The sequence below is a fragment of the Neorhizobium sp. CSC1952 genome (assembly GCF_030378245.1).
Taxonomy (GTDB): Bacteria; Pseudomonadota; Alphaproteobacteria; order Rhizobiales; family Rhizobiaceae; genus Neorhizobium; species Neorhizobium oryzae_A.
In genome coordinates this window covers 1872779-1890333 of sequence record NZ_CP128416.1, presented here as the reverse complement: position 1 = coordinate 1890333, position 17555 = coordinate 1872779, and the positions used below count along the sequence as shown (strand labels likewise).

Here is a 17555-nt window from a genome sequence, read left to right as displayed (position 1 = left end):
GATTAACCATTCGATGCCACCTTTCATGAAGCGGCCGGGCATGAATCGGATTCGCTGAAAGTGCATGTTGCTGTTACCTGGAAGAAAGGACAGACCCTGACAACAGTACACGCCAAGGGAAAGACGGCCTCCGTCCTCCCGCAGAGCCTGGAACGCGGCGCCGATGCTGCTGCCCGTGCTCTCGAACTGGTCCTCGCAAGCCTCGAGGACTCCAAAGCCGAAGATATTGTCACCATCAACATCGCCGGAAAATCAGCGCTCGGAGACTATATGGTCGTCGTCTCCGGACGATCGAACCGGCATGTCATGGCCATCTGTGATCACCTGATTTCCGACCTGAAGGACGAAGGTCTTGGAACGGCCCGCGTCGAAGGTCTGGAGGCTGGTGACTGGGTGCTGATTGACACCGGTGACATCATCATCCATGTGTTCCGACCTGAAATCCGCGAGTTCTACAATATCGAAAAGATGTGGGCCGCTCCGGATATCGACGAAGGAACGCTGCTGCACTGACGGGAGTTCGGGCACGTCCTGAACCGGTCGGGGCCGAGGTAGGAACCAAGGCCGGGCGTAAGCTCGCTGCCTGACGGTCTTGTCGGCCGATAAAATCAACGGATCAGGACATGCGGATAAGCCTTTTTGCGGTGGGACGGTTGAAGGCCGGACCGGAAAAGGATCTTGCTTCCCGTTATCTGGACCGCTTCGCCAAGGCTGGCCCGGCGGTGGGTCTGGAATTGTCGAAACTCGTCGAGGTTCAGGAAAGCCGGGCGGCGAACGCCGAAACGCGCAAACGCGAGGAAGCCGGCGCGCTGGAAAAGGCATTGCCCGAGGGCGCGGTCCTCATTCTTCTCGACGAACGCGGTAAAACCCTCGACAGCGAAGCCTTTGCCGGACTTATCGGCCGATACCGCGATGGCGGCAAGCGCGATCTCATGCTGGCGATCGGTGGCGCCGACGGTCTTGATGCGGATCTGCGCTCGCGCGCCGACATGGTGCTCAATCTCGGCTCCATGACCTGGCCGCACCAGCTCGTGCGCATCCTCATTGCCGAGCAGCTTTATCGCGCCGTGACCATTCTTTCCGGCCATCCCTATCACCGCGCGTAAACACTTCATTTAGATTCAAACACGATGTTGTTTGTAGCCTCGTCGGGCAAATCAGCTTACGCTTCCTCGATCCGGCAAACATCGGAGCGGGAATGAGGATAACAGGGATGACATCGTACCGGCATGCGCTGCTTCTGGCGGCGGCTTTCGGTTTCGCCCTGATCCCGCCGCCCGATCTTCCCGCTTCCGCACGCGCGCAGGAAACCGATCTGCCTCCGCGAGCCGCGCCACCTTCCCCCGTCGATCCCACCGCCGATCTGCAACGCCGACGCAACGAGACGCGCGGAGAGCTGGAAGTTCTGACCAAGAACATGAAGCTCTCGGCCGACAAGGCCGCCGCCATCGAGAAGAACATTGCCGACATCAGGAAAAACAGCGCCGATATCCGTCAGGCGCTGATCGATTCCGCCACCCGCCGCAAGAATCTCGAAAAGAAGATCCTGGAGAGCGAGAAGAAGATCGCCGAATTCAAGGTCAAGGAGGACGGTATCCGCGCCTCGCTGCACGGCCGCCGTGCCGTGCTGGCCGAAGTGCTCGCCGCACTCCAGCGCATGGGCCGCAACCCGCCCCCCGCCCTTCTTGTCACGCCCGAAGACGCGCTCGCATCCGTGCGGAGCGCCATCCTGCTCGGCGCCGTCGTACCAGGCATGCGCCACGAGGCGGACAAGCTCATCGCGGATCTCCAGTCGCTCACCTCGCTGCAGGCGGCGGCGCTGGCCGAGAAAACCGACGTCTCCAATACCATCGCCGCAAGCCTGGAAGAGGACCGGCGCATGGATCTGCTGCTTGCCGAAAACGAAAAATTGAACAAGCGCAACATAACCGATCTGGACGCCGAACGCCGCCGCTCGGAAGAGCTCGCGGCGCGCGCCGGCACGCTGGACAACCTCATCCAATCGCTTGAGGGAGAGATCGCTTCGGTGCGCGAGGCGATCGACCGGGCCAGGGCCGAGGAAGAGCGGCAGCGCATGCTCTCCGAGGCCGAGCGCGAGAGGGCAAAACAGCTCGCCGAAAGCGGAGTGCCCGACAAAAACCGCATTGCGCCCGCATACGCGTTTTCAAGCCTCAAGCAGAAGCTGGAGCTTCCGGTGGCCGGAGATGTATTGCGTTGGTTCGGCGATGCCGACGGGACGGGGCATACGGCGAGAGGAATGACGATCGCTTCGAGCCCCGGGGCAGTGGTGACGGCGCCGGCTGATGGCCTCGTCGTTTTTGCTGGGGCCTTCCGAAGCTATGGACAGATGATCATCCTGAATGCCGGAGACGGGTACCATCTGGTTCTGACCGGCATGGATGAAGTGAATGCGCGGCAGGGCAAGTTCGTTTTCTCAGGCGAACCGATTGCCGTGATGGGTGAGAAAAGAGTCGCAAGCGCAACGGCATTGGCGCTGGAAACAGATCGTCCAACGCTTTACATTGAATTCCGAAAGGACGGCACTCCGGTCGATTCCAGGCCGTGGTGGACCGCGAAAGAAACTGGAAGGGCACGAAATGATTCGTAGGGCTTCTCTTGTCATCGTCGGTGCACTCATGGGTGCGACTGCGATGAGCGTTATTTATTCAGCCGGGGTGCCGGCTCAGGCCGCCGGCCCCTCGACCTACAGGGAATTGTCGATCTTCGGCGATGTGTTCGAACGGGTTCGTGCCCAGTATGTAACGCCGCCGGACGAAGAGAAACTGGTCGAAAATGCCATCAACGGCATGCTGAGCTCGCTGGATCCCCATTCGAGCTTCATGAATGCCAAGGATGCCGAAGACATGCGCACCCAGACGCGCGGCGAGTTCGGCGGCCTCGGCATCGAAGTGACGATGGAGAACGAGCTCGTCAAGGTCATCGCGCCCATCGACGACACTCCTGCTTCCAAGGCGGGCATTCTCGCAGGCGATTTCATCTCGGAGATCGACGGCCAGCCGGTTCGCGGCCTGAAGCTCGAGGACGCCGTGGAGAAGATGCGCGGCGCCGTCAACACGCCGATCAAGCTGACGGTTATCCGCCAGGGCGCCGACAAGCCGCTCGAAATCACCGTCGTACGCGACATCATCGCGGTCCGTGCCGTGAAGTCCCGCGTCGAAGGTGGCGATGTCGGCTACCTGCGCGTCATCTCCTTCACCGAGAAGACCTATGACGACCTCGAAAAGGCGATCAAGAAGATCAAGGCGGACGTGCCGGCCGACAAGCTGAAAGGCTATGTTCTGGACCTTCGCCTCAATCCCGGCGGTCTCCTCGATCAGGCGATCAATGTTTCCGATGCCTTCCTGGAGCGTGGTGAGGTGGTCTCCACCCGCGGCCGCAACGCCGACGAAACCCGCCGCTTCAACGCCGGTCCCGGCGATCTGACGGACGGCAAGCCGGTCATCGTGCTCGTCAACGGCGGCTCGGCTTCCGCTTCGGAAATCGTCGCCGGCGCGCTGCAGGATCTGAAGCGCGCAACCGTCCTCGGCACCCGTTCCTTCGGCAAGGGCTCGGTCCAGACGATCATTCCGCTCGGCGATGCCGGCGCGTTGCGTCTGACCACCGCGCTCTATTACACGCCGTCGGGCAAGTCGATCCAGGGCACCGGCATCAACCCGGACATCAAGGTCGAGCAGCCGCTGCCGCCGGAACTGCAGGGCAAGGTTCGCGCCGAAGGTGAATCGAGCCTGCGCGGCCACATCCAGGGCGCTGCCGAGACCGAGGAAGGCTCTGGCTCCGTCGCCTATGTGCCGCCGGAAGCCAAGGACGATATCCAGCTCAATTACGCCCTGGATCTCTTCCGCGGCGTGAAGACCGATCCGGCTTTCCCGGCCAGCCCCGATAAGGCTGCCGCTGCCGTCAATAAATAAGCCGCTTGTGGACCGGCCAGCATAGCGTTCGGAAGCGCTCTGCTGGCCGGTTCTTCTTATCTGCAGACCTGACGCGGACTTGACCCTTGGGCACCGATCTCCACGCCCCGCTCGGACAAAACCGGCCGGCCGCTCGGCGACGGACCAGAAAAGTTTCCCTCGCAGTCGTCGCTGTGGCTCTCGCCGCTACTGTCATCCTCGGCCTTTCGATCTATGCCATGCAGGGGGACGACGCCTTGAAACAGGCCGCGTCCGATGCTTCGGCGACGCCCAAGCCGGAACAGGTTCAATCTCCTGCCGGGAACGATCCGGACGCTGCCGCGCAGCAAACCGCCGGCATGTCTCGCGTCAATCCGACGTCCGGCGCCAGGATCGAGCGTACGCTGACCGACGACGGCAGCATCGTGACGAAATATACGCCCGGCACCCGTGATGGCGGCGGACCGGTCCTGATCGATGCGCAGAGGATCGGCCAGGATCCCCGCATGGCCGCCCAGCCCAATGAAGCGCTGCTCGAAGATTCGCCTTATGGACGGCTGCCGATCGTCGGGCCTGATGGTTTCCGGCCGATGGATCAGTATGCTCGGCCATGGTCCGGCGCGCGCGGCACGCGGATCGCGATCGTCGTGGGCGGCCTGGGCCTCAGCCAGACCGGCACGCAGAGAGCGATCCAGCAATTGCCGCCGGCCGTCACCCTTGCCTTCGCCGCAAGCGGCAACAGCCTGCAGCGCTGGATGCAGGAGGCCCGCCGCAGCGGCCACGAGATCCTGATCCAGGTGCCCTTCGAGCCTTTCGATTACCCGGCCAACGATCCCGGTCCCGGAACGTTGCTCACGCAGACACCGCCGAAGGAGAATCTCGGCCGCTTGCATGAAGCCATGGGCAGGATCACGAATTACACCGGCATCATGAATTATCTGGGCGGCCGTTATCTTTCCGATGCCGGCGCGCTCGAGCCCGTTCTGCGGGATATCGCCAAGCGCGGCCTGCTGTTCCTGGACGACGGAACGTCCGCCCAATCGAAGACCGAAGCGATCGCCAAGGCAATCGAGCTGCCTCACGCTTTCGGCAACCTCGTTCTTGACGGGCAGTTGCAGAAAGACGCGATTCTCAAGAAATTGGACGAGCTGGAACGCATTGCCGGCCGCAAGGGCACGGCGGTCGGCATCGCGTCCGCTTTCGATGAGAGCGTGGATGCGATAAGGCAATGGGCCGAAGAAGCATCGCAGCGCGGTATCGAAATCGTCGGCATTTCGGCCCTGGCGAACGAGAGTACCAGGCCCTGATCGATGGGAGTGCGCATGAGCAGCAAAGACAAACGCCCCGTGCGGGCCGAGGATCTGCCCTACAGGCCCTGTGTCGGCATCATGGTGCTGAACCGCGAGGGCCTTGTCTGGGCGGGCCGCCGCATCTCGGAGGGCAACAGCGAATACGATGGCTCGCCACAACTTTGGCAGATGCCGCAGGGCGGTATCGACAAGGGTGAAGACCCGCTTCCCGCCGCTTATCGCGAGCTTTACGAGGAAACCGGCATCCGCTCCGCGACGCTACTGGCTCAATCGCGCGACTGGATCAACTACGATCTGCCGCCGCATCTGATCGGCATAGGATTGAAAGGCAAGTATCGCGGCCAGACACAGCGATGGTTCGCGTTCCGCTTCGAAGGCGACGAAAGCGAGATTGCCATCAACCCGCCGCCGGGCGGCCACGAACCGGAATTCGACGCCTGGGAATGGAAGCCGATGGCGGATCTTCCCGCCCTGATCGTACCGTTCAAGCGCGCGGTTTACGAAAAGGTCGTCGCCGAGTTTGCTCATCTGGCCAGGGCGGCGGCCTAAAGTATTTCAGGTCTCGGGAGGGGCGAACCGGTTCTGCTGGCTTGGCCGGCGGACACGAGGAGGGGAGCGCCTGCAAGCGGGATGAAAAGCAATCACCCATGGATACAGTTCCGCTCCAGTCACCCATTTCAGGTGGCTGCCGCCTCCCGTTGCGAGACGGTGTGATCGCCGGCCGGGTGGTTTACATCCACCCATCCTCAGCCCCGCCTCAACACATACGGAAAAGCAGCTCGTCGCCCTGAAGGCGCGGCCTTTCTTCAGATACGGGCGTATCCGAATTTCCAAAATGCCCGTTACGTTTGAAACGGATGGAAGGTGGCCGCCCCAGGAGAACCCGCCGCATATGACGCCGGGTTCTTTGATCTATGACTATGTCAAGCCTTATTCGGCTTCGTCGGCGGAAGCGGCGTTGAGGAGACCATAACGCTCCTCGCCGATCTTCCCCAGAAGGTCGAGCTGCGTTTCGAGGAAATCGATATGACCTTCCTCATCGGTCAGAAGTTCTTCGAAGAGCTTCATCGAAACATAGTCGCCGGCCGCGTGACAGATATCGCGAGACGCTTTGTAGGACGTGCGGGCGTCGTATTCGCCGGCGAGATCGGCTTCCAGGACTTCCTTGACATTCTGGCCGATACGCAAGGGTGCGACGGTCTGCAGATTGGGATGGCCTTCGAGGAAGATGATGCGCGCGACCAGCTTGTCGGCGTGTTGCATCTCTTCGATGGACTCAGCGCGCTCCTTCTTGGCGAGCTTGATATAGCCCCAGTCTTCAAGAAGGCGATAATGCAGCCAATATTGATTGACAGCGCCAAGTTCGAGAAACAATGCCTCGTTAAGCCGCTCGATGACCTTTGAGTCGCCTTTCAATGTCCGCTCTCCTGTTTTCTTCATGTAATTGCTTCAAGCGGGACATATATACAACGACTTCGGCTTCCGTCGAGTGGCGCTCGGCGTGATATTCCTCGGTTGTGCGGATGATCAGATCGACGACGTTCGGAAAGCAGCCGCAACAGCGGCCGCGCTTCGCCATGGCATGGTAGACTTTTGCCGGAACGATGAGCTGCCAACAGTCTTCGTCAAGGAGCTGGACGATCGTGTCCCGGATTTCCCTGTCGGTAATGTAATTGCAACTGCAAACCAGCATTCTCGGTCGACCTGCGAAACATGACCATTAACATCCTCTTTTTTGCGAAAGAGGACAGGTGATGTCAAGAAAAAATCGGACATCTGCATCACTTCTTAAGGAAACCTGCCGATGCCGCGAGCTTGCAGAGACGGCTGGAGGCTGGCGATCCGCATCATCTGCCGAAAAATGGCTGCCGCAGTAACCAAGAGCATCCCCTCTCCCGGCAATCAATGGAAATTGCGGCCTTTCGGCATGACGCTTCCCGGCTCGTCTGCATAGGAATGCGGGGGCTCTGCCGTGGCATGGCTTCGGGTGCGGATTTCCTCCATTCCGTTGGAATGCCGCTTTTGCCGATGGTCGCCGCTGGACTGCAGCACCTCGTCGGAGCGGGCTGATACGCCGAAGTGCCGCGCTTCCCTCTGAAGAAGTCCGAGCATCGGCGTGATATCCTCGATATGTTCGACGATGGTATGGATGACGCCGCTCGCACTTTGCAGCTTCCCCCGGATTTTAACGAGCCGCGCACCCATGACGACCGGCCGGAAACGCTCGAAAACCTTCGGCCAGACGATCGCATTGGCAACGCCGGTCTCATCTTCCAGCGTCATGAAGATCACACCGCTGGCAGACCCCGGACGTTGCCGCACGAGCACGATTCCACCGATCGTGACCCGCTTTCCATTCGGAACCTTCAGAAGATCGACGCTGCGGGTAATGCCCATAGCCTTGAATTCCTCGCGCAGGAAGGAAACCGGATGCGCTTTCAGCGATAGGGAAAGATATCGATAGTCTTCGATGACCTCCTCGCCCGGCAGCATTTTCGGAAGCCTCGCCGCCGGTTCGGATCGAAGATCCGTGCCGCCCGCCACATCGAACAGCGGCAATCTCTCGGTAGCACTTCTCATTTCGAGAGCCCGGACGGCCCAAAGCGCCTCACGACGGGTAAGACCAATGGAGTTGAAGGCATCGGCATCCGCCAATCGTTCGATATCCGACTTGTCGAGACCCGACCGCTGCCAGAGATCATGAACGGATGTGTAGCCGGTTCCCCGATTGGCGATCAGCTTTTCGATCATGTCGTTTTCGGCAAGTCCTTTGACCTGCCGAAAGCCGAGCCGCACGGCGTGCTCCGTCTTGATGACATCGCACATGGACCGATGGCGCTCATCGATCGCTTGCCTGTCGAAGACGGCCTTCTCCAGCAGGCAATCCCAATCCGACAAGTTGATGTCCACCGGACGGATTTCGATCCCATGCTCCCGTGCATCCCGGATGAGCTGCGCCGGCGCATAAAATCCCATCGGCTGCGAATTCAGCATCGCCGCACAGAAGACATCCGGATAGTAGGCCTTGATCCAGGAAGAAGCATAGACAAGCAGGGCGAATGACGCCGCATGGCTTTCCGGAAAACCGTATTCGCCAAAACCTTTTATCTGGTTGAAGCAACGTTGGGCGAAATCTCTCGGATAGCCCTTTTCGACCATGCCGTTGATCATGTCGTTTTCGAACTCCTTCACGCGCCCCGAGCGTTTGAAGGTCGCCATGGATCGGCGCAGGCTGTCGGCTTTCGCGGGAGAAAATCCGGCCGCCGTGATCGCGATCTGCATCGCCTGCTCCTGGAACAATGGCACGCCAAGCGTGCGCTGCAAAATCGGGATCATCTCATTCTTGGGATAGTCGACTTTGAAATTCTCATCTTTTCGAGCTTCTTCCCGTCGCTGCAGATACGGATGCACCATGTTTCCCTGAATAGGACCCGGTCGGACGATCGCGACTTCAATCACGAGATCATAGAAGGTGCGAGGTTTTAGCCGCGGCAGCATGCTCATCTGCGCCCTGCTCTCGATCTGGAAGACGCCGATCGTATCAGCGCGACAGATCATGTCGTAGACGGGCTTTCCATCCTCATGATCCTTGTTGCCGAGGTCGGCCAGGGTCTTTTTCACGTCGTAATGAAGCAGAAGAAGATCGAAAGCCTTAGCCATGCAGGTGAGCATTCCCAGAGCGAGCACATCGACCTTCAGGATATGGAGCGTATCCAGATCATCCTTGTCCCACTCGATCATATAGCGGCCCGGCATCGCCGTTTTCATGATCGGCACGACCTCATCCAGCCGATCGCGCGTAATAACGAAACCCCCGACATGCTGGGTCAGATGGCGGGGAAACCCCATCAGCTCCTTCGCATGCGAAAGGACCTGTTTGGTCACGAAATCGGTCGTATCCAGGCCTGCCGCCTTTGCTTCCCGTTCCGATGTGCCCTCCTCCGACCATCCCCAGACCGTGCTCGAAAGCGCGTTTTGCACATCTTCGGACAAGCCGAACGCCTTGGCGACTTCACGACCGGCCATGCGGGTCCGGTAACTCGTCACCGCAGCCGTCAGACCCGCATGGCGGAAGCCATATCTCTGGTAAATGTGCTGAATGACCTCCTCGCGCTTCGCATGTTCGAAATCGACATCGATATCGGGCGGCTCGTCACGATCCGTCGAAAGGAAGCGGTCAAAGAGAAGCGAAACCTTCTTGGGATCGACATCGGTAATACGAAGACAGTAGCAGACCGTGGAATTGGCCGCGGAACCTCGTCCCTGGCAAAGAATATTTGCGCCTCGCGCAAACTCCATGATGTTCCGGACAGTTAGAAAATAGGGCGCGTATTTCTTATCCTCGATAAGCTTCAACTCGTATTTGATCTGGCCTTCTATTTCTGGGGGTATCTCTCCATACCGCCATACAGCTCCTTCGTAGGTAAGCCTCTTCAAAGTCTCGAACGGGGTCTCGCCCGGAACACTTTCATCCGGATAGTTATGGCTGAGTTCATCCAATGAGAATTTCAGCGACCGGAAGAACTTTTCCGTATTGGCGACAGCCTCCGGATATCTCCTAAAAAGCCGCACCATTTCGGCACCTTGCTTGATGTGCCGCTCTCCGTTCGAAGCGAGACGAAAGCCTGCCTCCTGGACCGTCACGTGTTCGCGAATAGCCGTCACGACATCCGAAAGCGATCGCCGAAAAGGAAGATGGAAAAGGGGTAGATTGGTCGCGACCAATGGCATACGAATGCGTGAAGCGGTCCGCGCAAGAGTGGCAAAGACAACCACGTCCCGCCCATCGTAGGTCGACGACAAGACGAGATAGATGTTCCTTTGGAATTTATCTCGATAACGGCCTAGGCGCTCCTCCAAGTCCGCCAAGTATGCACCATCTTCCGCGCGGGAGAAATCCGGTACGACAGCGAGCATCATTTCGCTGCACCATTCGAGCAGATCCCATTCCTCAAGGATACAAGAACCCTTTTCAGTCCTGAGATTTCCCCGGCTCAACAGACGGCAGAGATTGGACCAGCCCTTTCGATTCCGGGGATAAGCCAATACATCCGGTGTACCATCGGCAAAAACAAGGCGTGCTCCAGGCTGAACAGACACCGGCCATAAGATTGGCTCGTCGTCCTCCTTCAGGACGGCTTCCGCACCGATCTCCTCTGCACGCTTGAACCGTGCTTTCATATCGCGGACCTTTGTAAAGGCCCTCACCACGCCGGCAACGGAATTTCGGTCGGCAATTCCGAGCCCCGAAAGACCGCGCGCACTGGCCGTAAAAACCATCTCCTCAGGCCTCGCCGCGCCTTCCAGGAAGGAGAAATTCGTCCGGGCGCCGATCTCGAAAAAAGCAGGGGTGTCCTTCATGCGAAAATCCCATGAATATGCCAGTTTGGCGGCGTCTTGCCGTCGTAATGACCTTCGCGGAAAACCCAGAAACGGCGGCCTATCTCGCTTTCCAGACGGAAATAGTCACGTTCCGGCGCGTCTTCCGGGTCTACCCACCATTCCGGCGAAATCCGTTCAGGGCCTTCGGCCCGGATGACCTGATGAACGATATGGCGCCAGCGGAACCGCTCGGGAGGACCATCCGGCACCGCTGCCGCGAAAGCATCGATCGGCTCGGGGTGACGGAAAAGCCGCAAAGGCCGATCTGTTCTGGGCGCGAAGGCAAAAACTTTCTCGACTTCCGCCCGCATGTTTCTCGCAGTCATCGCCGGCACGAAAATTCTCGCCCGTTCCGGCAGGTGGCTTTGCCGCAGTTCGGCGACCTGCAGACACTCCGCCCCGAGCCTAGCCGAGACCCGATCGATGAAATCGACAAGGGAAATCCCATCCTGGCCATCGCCGGTAAAATCATCCTGGATCGTTTTGAAGGTGTCGTGCTGCAGCACGTTGAGGCGCAAAAGCTCGAAGCCGAAACCTGCATCGAGATCGTCATGCACGGCGGTCAAACGTTCGGAAAACAGCGACGAGATGCGTTTCGGATCGCGGAGCGGCTGCGAAGCGCCCGCGGTGATGCGGAAAACACGGCCATCGACGCGAAACAATACCAGTTCGAAAAGCCGTCCGCCGACGCCACGCGATTCCAATCCCGATTTCAGCGAAACCGCGATCTGGCCTGTCAGTTGAAGGATATGCTCTTCCGCCTGTATCGGCTCGGCGAGCTGCCGCTCGGCCGAAAGAGCCGCTACCGGCCGGCGGGGTGAAATGGCTTCTTCATCTGCTCCAAGCGCCTGGTCCAGCCGGAGCAGCAAATGCGTGCCGAAACGGCGGGCAAGCGGCGCGCGCGGCATGGGCATGAGATCGCCCACCCGCTTCAGTCCGAGTTTATAGAGCGCTTTGACTGTGCCCTCCTCGATGCGCAAGGCATTGACCGGCAACGGCGCCAGCACATCTTCCATGTCGTCATCGGCAATCACGCCCCCGCGCCCGAAACGGCAGGCCGCCCAGGAGAGGCCGGAGGACGACGAAATCGCCCCCTTGGCATCGAAACCCATGTGGAAGAGCCGGCCGAGAACATCCTTGAGCAAGGCCTCCTCGCCGCCGAAGAGATGCGCGCAACCGGTGATATCGAGGAAGAGGCCCTCGCGGCCATCGAGCGCCACGAGCGGGGTGTAACGGTCGCACCAATCGGCAACCGCTTCGAGAAGCACCCGGTCGGCAGCTTCGTCCTCGTCCGTCACATCGATCTTGGGATACATGGCGCGCGCTTCCGCAAGTCCCTGCCCCCGTTTCAATCCAAGGCGCTCGGAGACTTCGTCCAGCGCGGTGAGCCGCATCGCATTGTCACGCCGGCCTGCACAGAGGATCGGCGGATGGTCAGGACGCCCTTTCGAACGCCACGACAGACCCCAGAGCCGGCGAGCGATCCTGTCGGTCGGCAGGTGCGGGAAGACGAGCGCCAGGATGCGCTGACGGGCTGCGGAAAGAGGAAATTTCTGCTGCTTTTCGGGCGAGGGAAAATTGACGGTCACGGGGATTCCACTCCAGAAAGAAGGAGAGCGGAGCCGGATTGCGACTCTTCTCCAAGATCAATCGGAAAATCGGATGGCCGATACTGCCGCCAAGTACGGATCCATCCGGAAGGCGCCGCTCGGAAGCCGGCGCCGGTTCGGCAAGAAAGCGGAAGACGGCACAGCTTGCCTCTTCTTGCGCTCCATGCCGCAGCACAAAAAGCGGCCGCCCCGCCGCTTTGGCCCGAAGGCCGAGCCTTCGGCTTTCGGTAAGACCGAAATGTTTGGGATTGTCCCGGATTTCGAGGATGGTGGCGCAAAGCGCCCCGCTTGCCGCCGCGGTTTCCGCAAGCCACAACGCGTCCTCCAGCTTGCGCGGCCACGCATAGAGAATATCATCAGGGTTCAATCCGAATTGCTTGAGGCCGGCGGCATAGGGAACGCCCGCCTCCTGGGCGGAAACGACGTCGCCGATCCACAGAACAGGCGCCTCGCTCCTTTCTCTGGTCTTGAGATAGGCTGAAAGCGCGAGAACGAATCCGCTCGCCGAACCGGCATTCCCCATCAGGGAAGTGCGGATTTCCGTTAGGCCGTCGAGCGGCAGACCGCCTTCCAAAGCCGCATCCACCGGTTCTATGCCGAGCGGCAGGCGAGGCCGGCCGGTCTTGGCTCCGTGACGGTCCGGGTCCTCGGCGGCCCTTGCCTGCTCCGCCGCCACGAGCGCCGGCAGGGGTTTTCCCTCCAGTCTGGCGATCTGTTCACGCAGGGCAAAAAGCGTCTCCTGCGCCGTGGCGTTCCCGGCCATGGCGTCAACTCCATCCGCATATGTTCACTTTATGTTCTTATGGATTCCAGAGCTCCCGACAAGAGTCAACAGGCAGGCTCCGGGAATCTTTTCCTCCGGCAATAGGCCGATGATTCTTCTCTCGAAAAATATCGCTGAAGGCACTATATGGGCCTGATAAGAAGGAGAGCCTATGGCCCGTATTGACCAGACCGACGATTGGCAGGATCGCCACGCGCCGACGATCAGCACGTTCGAATCGCTGGCGATCGAGGCCTATGGTCACTTGCCGGAAGAATTCCGGGCACTGACGACCAATCTGATCATCGAGATCGAGGATTTTCCGGACGACGAAGTGTTTGAGGACATGGCGCTGGAAACCCCATTCGATCTGCTTGGCCTTTTCGAGGGCCGCGGCATTTCCGAACGTTTTACCGTCGAAACCGGCGAACTGCCGAACCGCATCCGGCTCTATCGCCGGCCTATCCTCGATTACTGGGCCGAGAACGAGGAGACGCTGGGCGACATCATCACCCATGTCCTCATCCATGAGATCGGCCATCACTTCGGCCTCAGCGATGCCGACATGGAGCGCATCGAGGCGAGCGCCGAAGAAGCCGCCCAGCGCTGAACCCTGACAGGTCCTATTGTTCGCCGAGTTTCATCTCGGGATCATAGTCCTTGCCGTGCACGGTCTTCGTGACCGCCTGGCCGCATTGCATCTCACCGGTCGTGGCGTTGAAGGCATAGGCCGGCGACCCATGAAGCTCCCAGCCCTTGTTCAGCGCGGCCGTCACCTTGTGGCAAAAGGAGGAATCGTCCGAGCCGGTGAGAAAACGGTAGAGCTTCATGAGGTTTTCTTTCGTTCAGCGATGGTCCGAGCCTTGGCGACAAGCTTTTCCGCTTCCGCCAGGTGAAGGCGCTCGACCATCTTGCCATTGAGATTGATGACGTTGAGGTGCTCCGCCTCCGGCTTTGCGAAGGCGGCAATCACCGTTTCGGCCTCTTTCACCGCCTGCGGATCGGGACCGAAATGCCGGTTGGCGGGTCCGATCTGGACCGGATGGATCAGCATCTTGCCGGAAAAGCCCATGGCCCGGCCTTGAGCGCATTCCGCGTCGAAAGCCTCGGCATCCTTGAAATCGTTAAAGACGCTGTCGATGACGTCGAGGCCGTGGGCGCGGCCGGCAAGCACCGCCTGCATCAGCCAGGGTACGAGATAGGTGCGGCCGGGCTGCGGCGGCACGCCGGTTTCCTTGCGCAGGTCGTTGAGACCGACCACGAAACATTGGAGGCGCTCGTCCGTTCCGGCAATCGCTGCCGCGTTCAGGATTCCCTTCGGCGTCTCGATCATCGCCCATATGGCAAGGTTGTCCTGAGCGCCGGCGTCGGACAGCATATCCGCCACTGCCTGCACTTCGGAAATGCGCTCGACCTTGGGGATCAGCACCGCATCCGGCGAAGCTTCGAGAACGAGCTCCATGTCGGACCTTCCGAAGTCGGTTTCGAGCGGATTGATGCGGATGATGATTTCCCGGCCTTGAAGCGGCTTCTCCTTGAACAGCCGGCGCAGATTGTCGCGGGCCTCGGCCTTCTTTTCCGGCGCGACGGAATCTTCCAGATCGAAGATCACCGCGTCGCAATCGAGACCAGGAACCTTCTCCAGTGCCCTGACGTTACCGGCTGGTACGCTCAGAACAGAGCGGCGAAGACGAACAGTAGAAGAATTGATGTCGGTCGAGGCGATCATCACCGCTTTGTGCCAATCTTTTGAGCCTGCGACAATACCATGACAGCGTAAACCTCTTGCAAGAAAGGGCGGGAGGGCCCACATTCCTTCCTGAGAAAGGTTTGGACCATGCAAAACATTCGTGCATTTTTCGTCATCGTTTCGGCAATTGCCGTGCTCGCCATGGCAGCGCTGCTGACGGCTTCCCTGACTGTCGCCTTTGCCGGCATTCTCGCAATCCTGTCCATCGGGCGCGCGCTTTCGGCGCGGCTGAAGCCGGTACCGGTGCGAGCGAAGACGGATAAGCGCGAAATGCGCGTCTGGAACGACGGTCGCGGCACGATCATCGACCTTTGATCGACAAAAACCGATAAATAGGCCGATTCAGGCCGTCTTGGCGTACCGGTTGAGGGCAAACAGCCCTTCAAATCCGCGCAGATTTGCTTTATGGCAGCTTCCGCAGATGAAGTCCCACGTGGAGGCAGATCATGGAAAAGTTCACCAAGCTCACCGGCGTCGCAGCGCCGCTTCCGGTCGTCAATATCGACACGGACATGATCATCCCCAAGGACTACCTCAAGACGATCAAGCGTACCGGCCTCGGCAAGGGTCTCTTTGCGGAAGCCCGTTATAACGAAGACGGTTCCGAAAACCCGGATTTCGTGCTGAACAAGCCTGCCTATCGCAACGCCAAGATCCTCGTCGCCGGCGACAATTTCGGCTGCGGCTCCTCGCGCGAACATGCGCCCTGGGCGCTTCTCGATTTCGGCATCCGCTGCGTGATCTCCACGAGCTTCGCGGACATCTTCTACAATAACTGTTTCAAGAACGGCATCCTGCCGATCGTCGTCGCCCAGGAAGACCTGGACAAGCTGATGGATGATGCCGAACGCGGTTCGAACGCCATCCTCTCGATCGACCTGGGGGCCCAGGAAATCACCGGGCCGGACGGCGGCTCGATCCATTTCGACATCGACCCGGGCCGTCGCCACATCATGCTCGAAGGCCTCGACGACATCGCCTCGACGTTGAAGAGCGATGCGGCGATCAGCAGCTTCGAGACCAGGAACCGTAGCGAGCGTCCCTGGCTCTGATTTCAGGAACGCCCTGATGATCAAGCGGATTTCCTCCGGATCGCCCTTCGAAGCGCGGATCGGTTATTCGCGCGCCGTGGTGGACCGCGACATGGTCTATGTCTCCGGCACGACCGGCTATGACTATGCCAGGATGGAAATGCCGGACGACGTCGCCGATCAGACGAGGAATGCGCTCGGCACGATCGAAAAGGCGCTGAAGGAGGCCGGCAGCGGCCTGCAGGATGTGGTGCGGGTGCGCTACTATCTCACCGACATGGCGGACTATGATGCCGTGGTCGAGGTGCTTGGCGCGGCTTTCTCCGAAATCCGTCCGGCTGCGACCATGGTCGTCTGCGGCCTGACCACTCCGGAAATGAAGATCGAAATCGAAGTGACGGCCCGCATCGGCGCCGGCAGTTCTTGAACCTTTCCGGCCTCGTCCTTCGGCAGGCTCGGACGAGGTTTTGCCAGGCGCGGGATAATCATCTCCGCGCGGGAGGATGGTGAGCCTGCTGACGCATGCCGCCCGAAAGCGAAAGCCGGTTTCGGGATAAAGACATGCGTAAACGATAGAGCAAGGACACCATAAGATATGGCAAAGAACCTCTTCCTCCTTCCCGGCGACGGCATCGGCCCTGAGGCCATGGGCGAAGTCCGCAAGATCATTGCCCATATGAACAGCGCCATGAAGGCCGATTTCGTGCTCGACGAAGGCCTGGTCGGCGGCTGCGCCTACGATGCGCATGGCGCCGCCATCTCCGAAGAGGACATGGCCAAGGCCATGAAGGCGGATGCCGTGCTCTTCGGCGCCGTGGGCGGCCCGAAATGGGATCACGTGCCCTATGAAGTACGTCCCGAAGCCGGCCTCCTGCGCCTGCGCAAAGATATGGAACTCTTCGCCAACCTGCGGCCGGCGATCTGCTATCCGGCGCTCGCCTCCGCGTCCTCGTTGAAGCCGGAACTGGTGGAAGGCCTCGATATCCTGATCGTCCGCGAGCTCACCGGCGGGGTCTATTTCGGCGAACCAAAGGAAATCATCGACCTTGGCAACGGCCAGAAGCGCGGCATCGATACGCAGGTCTACGACACTTACGAGATCGAGCGCATCGCCGGCGTCGCCTTCGAACTCGCCCGCACCAGGCAGAACGCCGTCTGCTCCATGGAAAAGCGCAACGTCATGAAGTCCGGCGTGCTGTGGAACCAGGTGGTCACCGAAACGCACAAGCGCTCCTATTCGGACGTGAAGCTCGAGCATATGCTGGCCGATGCCGGCGGCATGCAGCTCGTGCGCCAGCCGAAGCAGTTCGACGTCATCGTCACCGACAATCTGTTCGGCGACATGCTCTCGGACGTGGCTGCCATGCTGACGGGCTCGCTCGGCATGCTTCCCTCCGCCTCCCTCGGCGCACCGGATGCCAAGACCGGCAAGCGCAAGGCGCTTTACGAGCCGGTGCACGGGTCCGCGCCGGATATCGCCGGCAAGGGCATTGCCAATCCGATCGCCATGATCGCCTCCTTCGCCATGTGCCTGCGCTACTCCTTCAACATGGTGAAGGAAGCCGACAACCTGGAAAAGGCGATCGCCAACGTGCTCGACCAGGGCATCCGCACCAGCGACATCATGGCCGAAGGCTGCAAAAAGGTCGGCACGTCGGAAATGGGCGATGCGATCCTGAAGGAATTCGTCTCCCTTTCGGCATGAGGCAGGACAAAGCCCTCTAAAAAAGGGCTCCTGTTTTCATGCTGTCATCAAATCCCGCTATGTCAGCGACCAGGGACTGGCCGCTGGCATCGGATA

At 60.0% G+C, this 17555-nt stretch carries 17 protein-coding genes and 1 pseudogene; 11 read left to right on the top strand and 7 right to left on the bottom strand.

All coding sequences use genetic code 11. From position 1 onward, the window contains the following. Positions 1-60 precede the first annotated feature (60 nt). The 6 genes from rsfS (at position 61) to QTA58_RS09435 (ending at position 5767) form a co-directional block, all read left to right on the top strand. Complete coding sequence (gene rsfS, locus QTA58_RS09460; protein WP_085421554.1) at positions 61-513, top strand: ribosome silencing factor; 453 nt, start codon at positions 61-63, stop codon at positions 511-513. A 110-nt stretch (positions 514-623) separates the two neighbouring features. Further along, a complete protein-coding gene (rlmH, locus tag QTA58_RS09455) occupies positions 624-1106 on the top strand; it encodes a 23S rRNA (pseudouridine(1915)-N(3))-methyltransferase RlmH (RefSeq protein WP_085421555.1) in 483 nt (160 codons plus the stop codon). 107 nt (positions 1107-1213) lie between these two features. Further along, entirely contained in the window at positions 1214-2608 is a 1395-nt protein-coding gene (locus QTA58_RS09450) for a murein hydrolase activator EnvC (protein WP_289672568.1), read from the top strand. Further along, a complete protein-coding gene (locus QTA58_RS09445) occupies positions 2598-3929 on the top strand; it encodes a S41 family peptidase (protein ID WP_085421557.1) in 1332 nt (443 codons plus the stop codon). Before QTA58_RS09450 ends, QTA58_RS09445 begins: the two co-directional genes overlap by 11 nt. An 86-nt stretch (positions 3930-4015) precedes the next feature. After that, on the top strand, positions 4016-5215 hold the full coding sequence (locus tag QTA58_RS09440) for a divergent polysaccharide deacetylase family protein (protein ID WP_289672567.1): 1200 nt from the start codon (positions 4016-4018) through the stop codon (positions 5213-5215). Between the two features lie 15 nt (positions 5216-5230). After that, a complete protein-coding gene (locus tag QTA58_RS09435) occupies positions 5231-5767 on the top strand; it encodes an RNA pyrophosphohydrolase (RefSeq protein WP_289672566.1) in 537 nt (178 codons plus the stop codon). Between the two features lie 381 nt (positions 5768-6148). On the opposite strand, the gene bfr is transcribed toward QTA58_RS09435, so the two are convergent. From bfr to QTA58_RS09410, 5 genes and pseudogenes are all read right to left on the bottom strand, one after another. Further along, entirely contained in the window at positions 6149-6634 is a 486-nt protein-coding gene (gene bfr, locus QTA58_RS09430; protein WP_085421560.1) for a bacterioferritin, read from the bottom strand. Next, positions 6600-7003: pseudogene (locus tag QTA58_RS09425) on the bottom strand ((2Fe-2S)-binding protein). The gene bfr and the pseudogene QTA58_RS09425 overlap by 35 nt, the downstream one beginning before the upstream one ends. A 117-nt stretch (positions 7004-7120) precedes the next feature. Further along, positions 7121-10579 carry an error-prone DNA polymerase gene (locus QTA58_RS09420; protein WP_289672565.1) on the bottom strand — a complete coding sequence of 1153 codons (3459 nt, stop codon included), beginning with the start codon at positions 10577-10579 and terminating at the stop codon, positions 7121-7123. Next, positions 10576-12024 carry a DNA polymerase Y family protein gene (locus QTA58_RS09415; RefSeq protein WP_341850280.1) on the bottom strand — a complete coding sequence of 483 codons (1449 nt, stop codon included), beginning with the start codon at positions 12022-12024 and terminating at the stop codon, positions 10576-10578. Before QTA58_RS09415 ends, QTA58_RS09420 begins: the two co-directional genes overlap by 4 nt. Positions 12025-12034: 10 nt before the next feature. After that, on the bottom strand, positions 12035-12973 hold the full coding sequence (locus tag QTA58_RS09410) for a hypothetical protein (RefSeq protein WP_289672564.1): 939 nt from the start codon (positions 12971-12973) through the stop codon (positions 12035-12037). 172 nt (positions 12974-13145) lie between these two features. Between QTA58_RS09410 and QTA58_RS09405 the strand changes: the two genes are divergently transcribed. Next, the gene (locus QTA58_RS09405; RefSeq protein ID WP_289672563.1) at positions 13146-13583 is read left to right on the top strand and encodes a metallopeptidase family protein; all 438 of its coding nucleotides are present in this window, start codon (positions 13146-13148) and stop codon (positions 13581-13583) included. A 13-nt stretch (positions 13584-13596) separates the two neighbouring features. Here the strand turns inward: QTA58_RS09405 and QTA58_RS09400 are convergent, their stop codons facing one another. Next, entirely contained in the window at positions 13597-13803 is a 207-nt protein-coding gene (locus QTA58_RS09400; RefSeq protein WP_289672562.1) for a DUF1737 domain-containing protein, read from the bottom strand. Continuing rightward, positions 13800-14702, bottom strand: coding sequence for a CoA ester lyase (locus QTA58_RS09395; protein WP_289672561.1), 903 nt, complete (start codon positions 14700-14702; stop codon positions 13800-13802). Before QTA58_RS09395 ends, QTA58_RS09400 begins: the two co-directional genes overlap by 4 nt. Positions 14703-14810: 108 nt before the next feature. Here QTA58_RS09395 and QTA58_RS09390 point away from each other — a divergent pair, with 108 nt between their 5' ends. The 4 genes from QTA58_RS09390 (at position 14811) to leuB (ending at position 17459) form a co-directional block, all read left to right on the top strand. After that, positions 14811-15038, top strand: coding sequence for a hypothetical protein (locus QTA58_RS09390; RefSeq protein ID WP_085421571.1), 228 nt, complete (start codon positions 14811-14813; stop codon positions 15036-15038). Between the two features lie 131 nt (positions 15039-15169). Beyond that, entirely contained in the window at positions 15170-15775 is a 606-nt protein-coding gene (gene leuD / locus QTA58_RS09385) for a 3-isopropylmalate dehydratase small subunit (RefSeq protein ID WP_289672560.1), read from the top strand. Positions 15776-15791: 16 nt separating this feature from the next. After that, positions 15792-16181, top strand: a complete 390-nt coding sequence (locus tag QTA58_RS09380) for a RidA family protein (RefSeq protein WP_289672559.1) — start codon at positions 15792-15794, stop codon at positions 16179-16181. Between the two features lie 168 nt (positions 16182-16349). Beyond that, a complete protein-coding gene (gene leuB, locus QTA58_RS09375; protein ID WP_085421575.1) occupies positions 16350-17459 on the top strand; it encodes a 3-isopropylmalate dehydrogenase in 1110 nt (369 codons plus the stop codon). The last annotated feature ends 96 nt before the right edge of the window (positions 17460-17555 follow it).

What these genes read in the sequence shown, in the direction of transcription:
- rlmH (WP_085421555.1), top strand. Translation starts at nt 624, where the DNA reads ATGCGGATAAGCCTTTTTGCGGTGGGACGGTTGAAGGCCGGACCGGAA.
- QTA58_RS09450 (WP_289672568.1), top strand. Translation starts at nt 1,214, where the DNA reads ATGACATCGTACCGGCATGCGCTGCTTCTGGCGGCGGCTTTCGGTTTC.
- QTA58_RS09445 (WP_085421557.1), top strand. Translation starts at nt 2,598, where the DNA reads ATGATTCGTAGGGCTTCTCTTGTCATCGTCGGTGCACTCATGGGTGCG.
- QTA58_RS09435 (WP_289672566.1), top strand. Translation starts at nt 5,231, where the DNA reads ATGAGCAGCAAAGACAAACGCCCCGTGCGGGCCGAGGATCTGCCCTAC.
- QTA58_RS09420 (WP_289672565.1), bottom strand. Translation starts at nt 10,579, where the DNA reads ATGAAGGACACCCCTGCTTTTTTCGAGATCGGCGCCCGGACGAATTTC.
- QTA58_RS09410 (WP_289672564.1), bottom strand. Translation starts at nt 12,973, where the DNA reads ATGGCCGGGAACGCCACGGCGCAGGAGACGCTTTTTGCCCTGCGTGAA.
- QTA58_RS09405 (WP_289672563.1), top strand. Translation starts at nt 13,146, where the DNA reads ATGGCCCGTATTGACCAGACCGACGATTGGCAGGATCGCCACGCGCCG.
- QTA58_RS09400 (WP_289672562.1), bottom strand. Translation starts at nt 13,803, where the DNA reads ATGAAGCTCTACCGTTTTCTCACCGGCTCGGACGATTCCTCCTTTTGC.
- QTA58_RS09395 (WP_289672561.1), bottom strand. Translation starts at nt 14,702, where the DNA reads ATGATCGCCTCGACCGACATCAATTCTTCTACTGTTCGTCTTCGCCGC.
- QTA58_RS09390 (WP_085421571.1), top strand. Translation starts at nt 14,811, where the DNA reads ATGCAAAACATTCGTGCATTTTTCGTCATCGTTTCGGCAATTGCCGTG.
- leuD (WP_289672560.1), top strand. Translation starts at nt 15,170, where the DNA reads ATGGAAAAGTTCACCAAGCTCACCGGCGTCGCAGCGCCGCTTCCGGTC.
- QTA58_RS09380 (WP_289672559.1), top strand. Translation starts at nt 15,792, where the DNA reads ATGATCAAGCGGATTTCCTCCGGATCGCCCTTCGAAGCGCGGATCGGT.
- leuB (WP_085421575.1), top strand. Translation starts at nt 16,350, where the DNA reads ATGGCAAAGAACCTCTTCCTCCTTCCCGGCGACGGCATCGGCCCTGAG.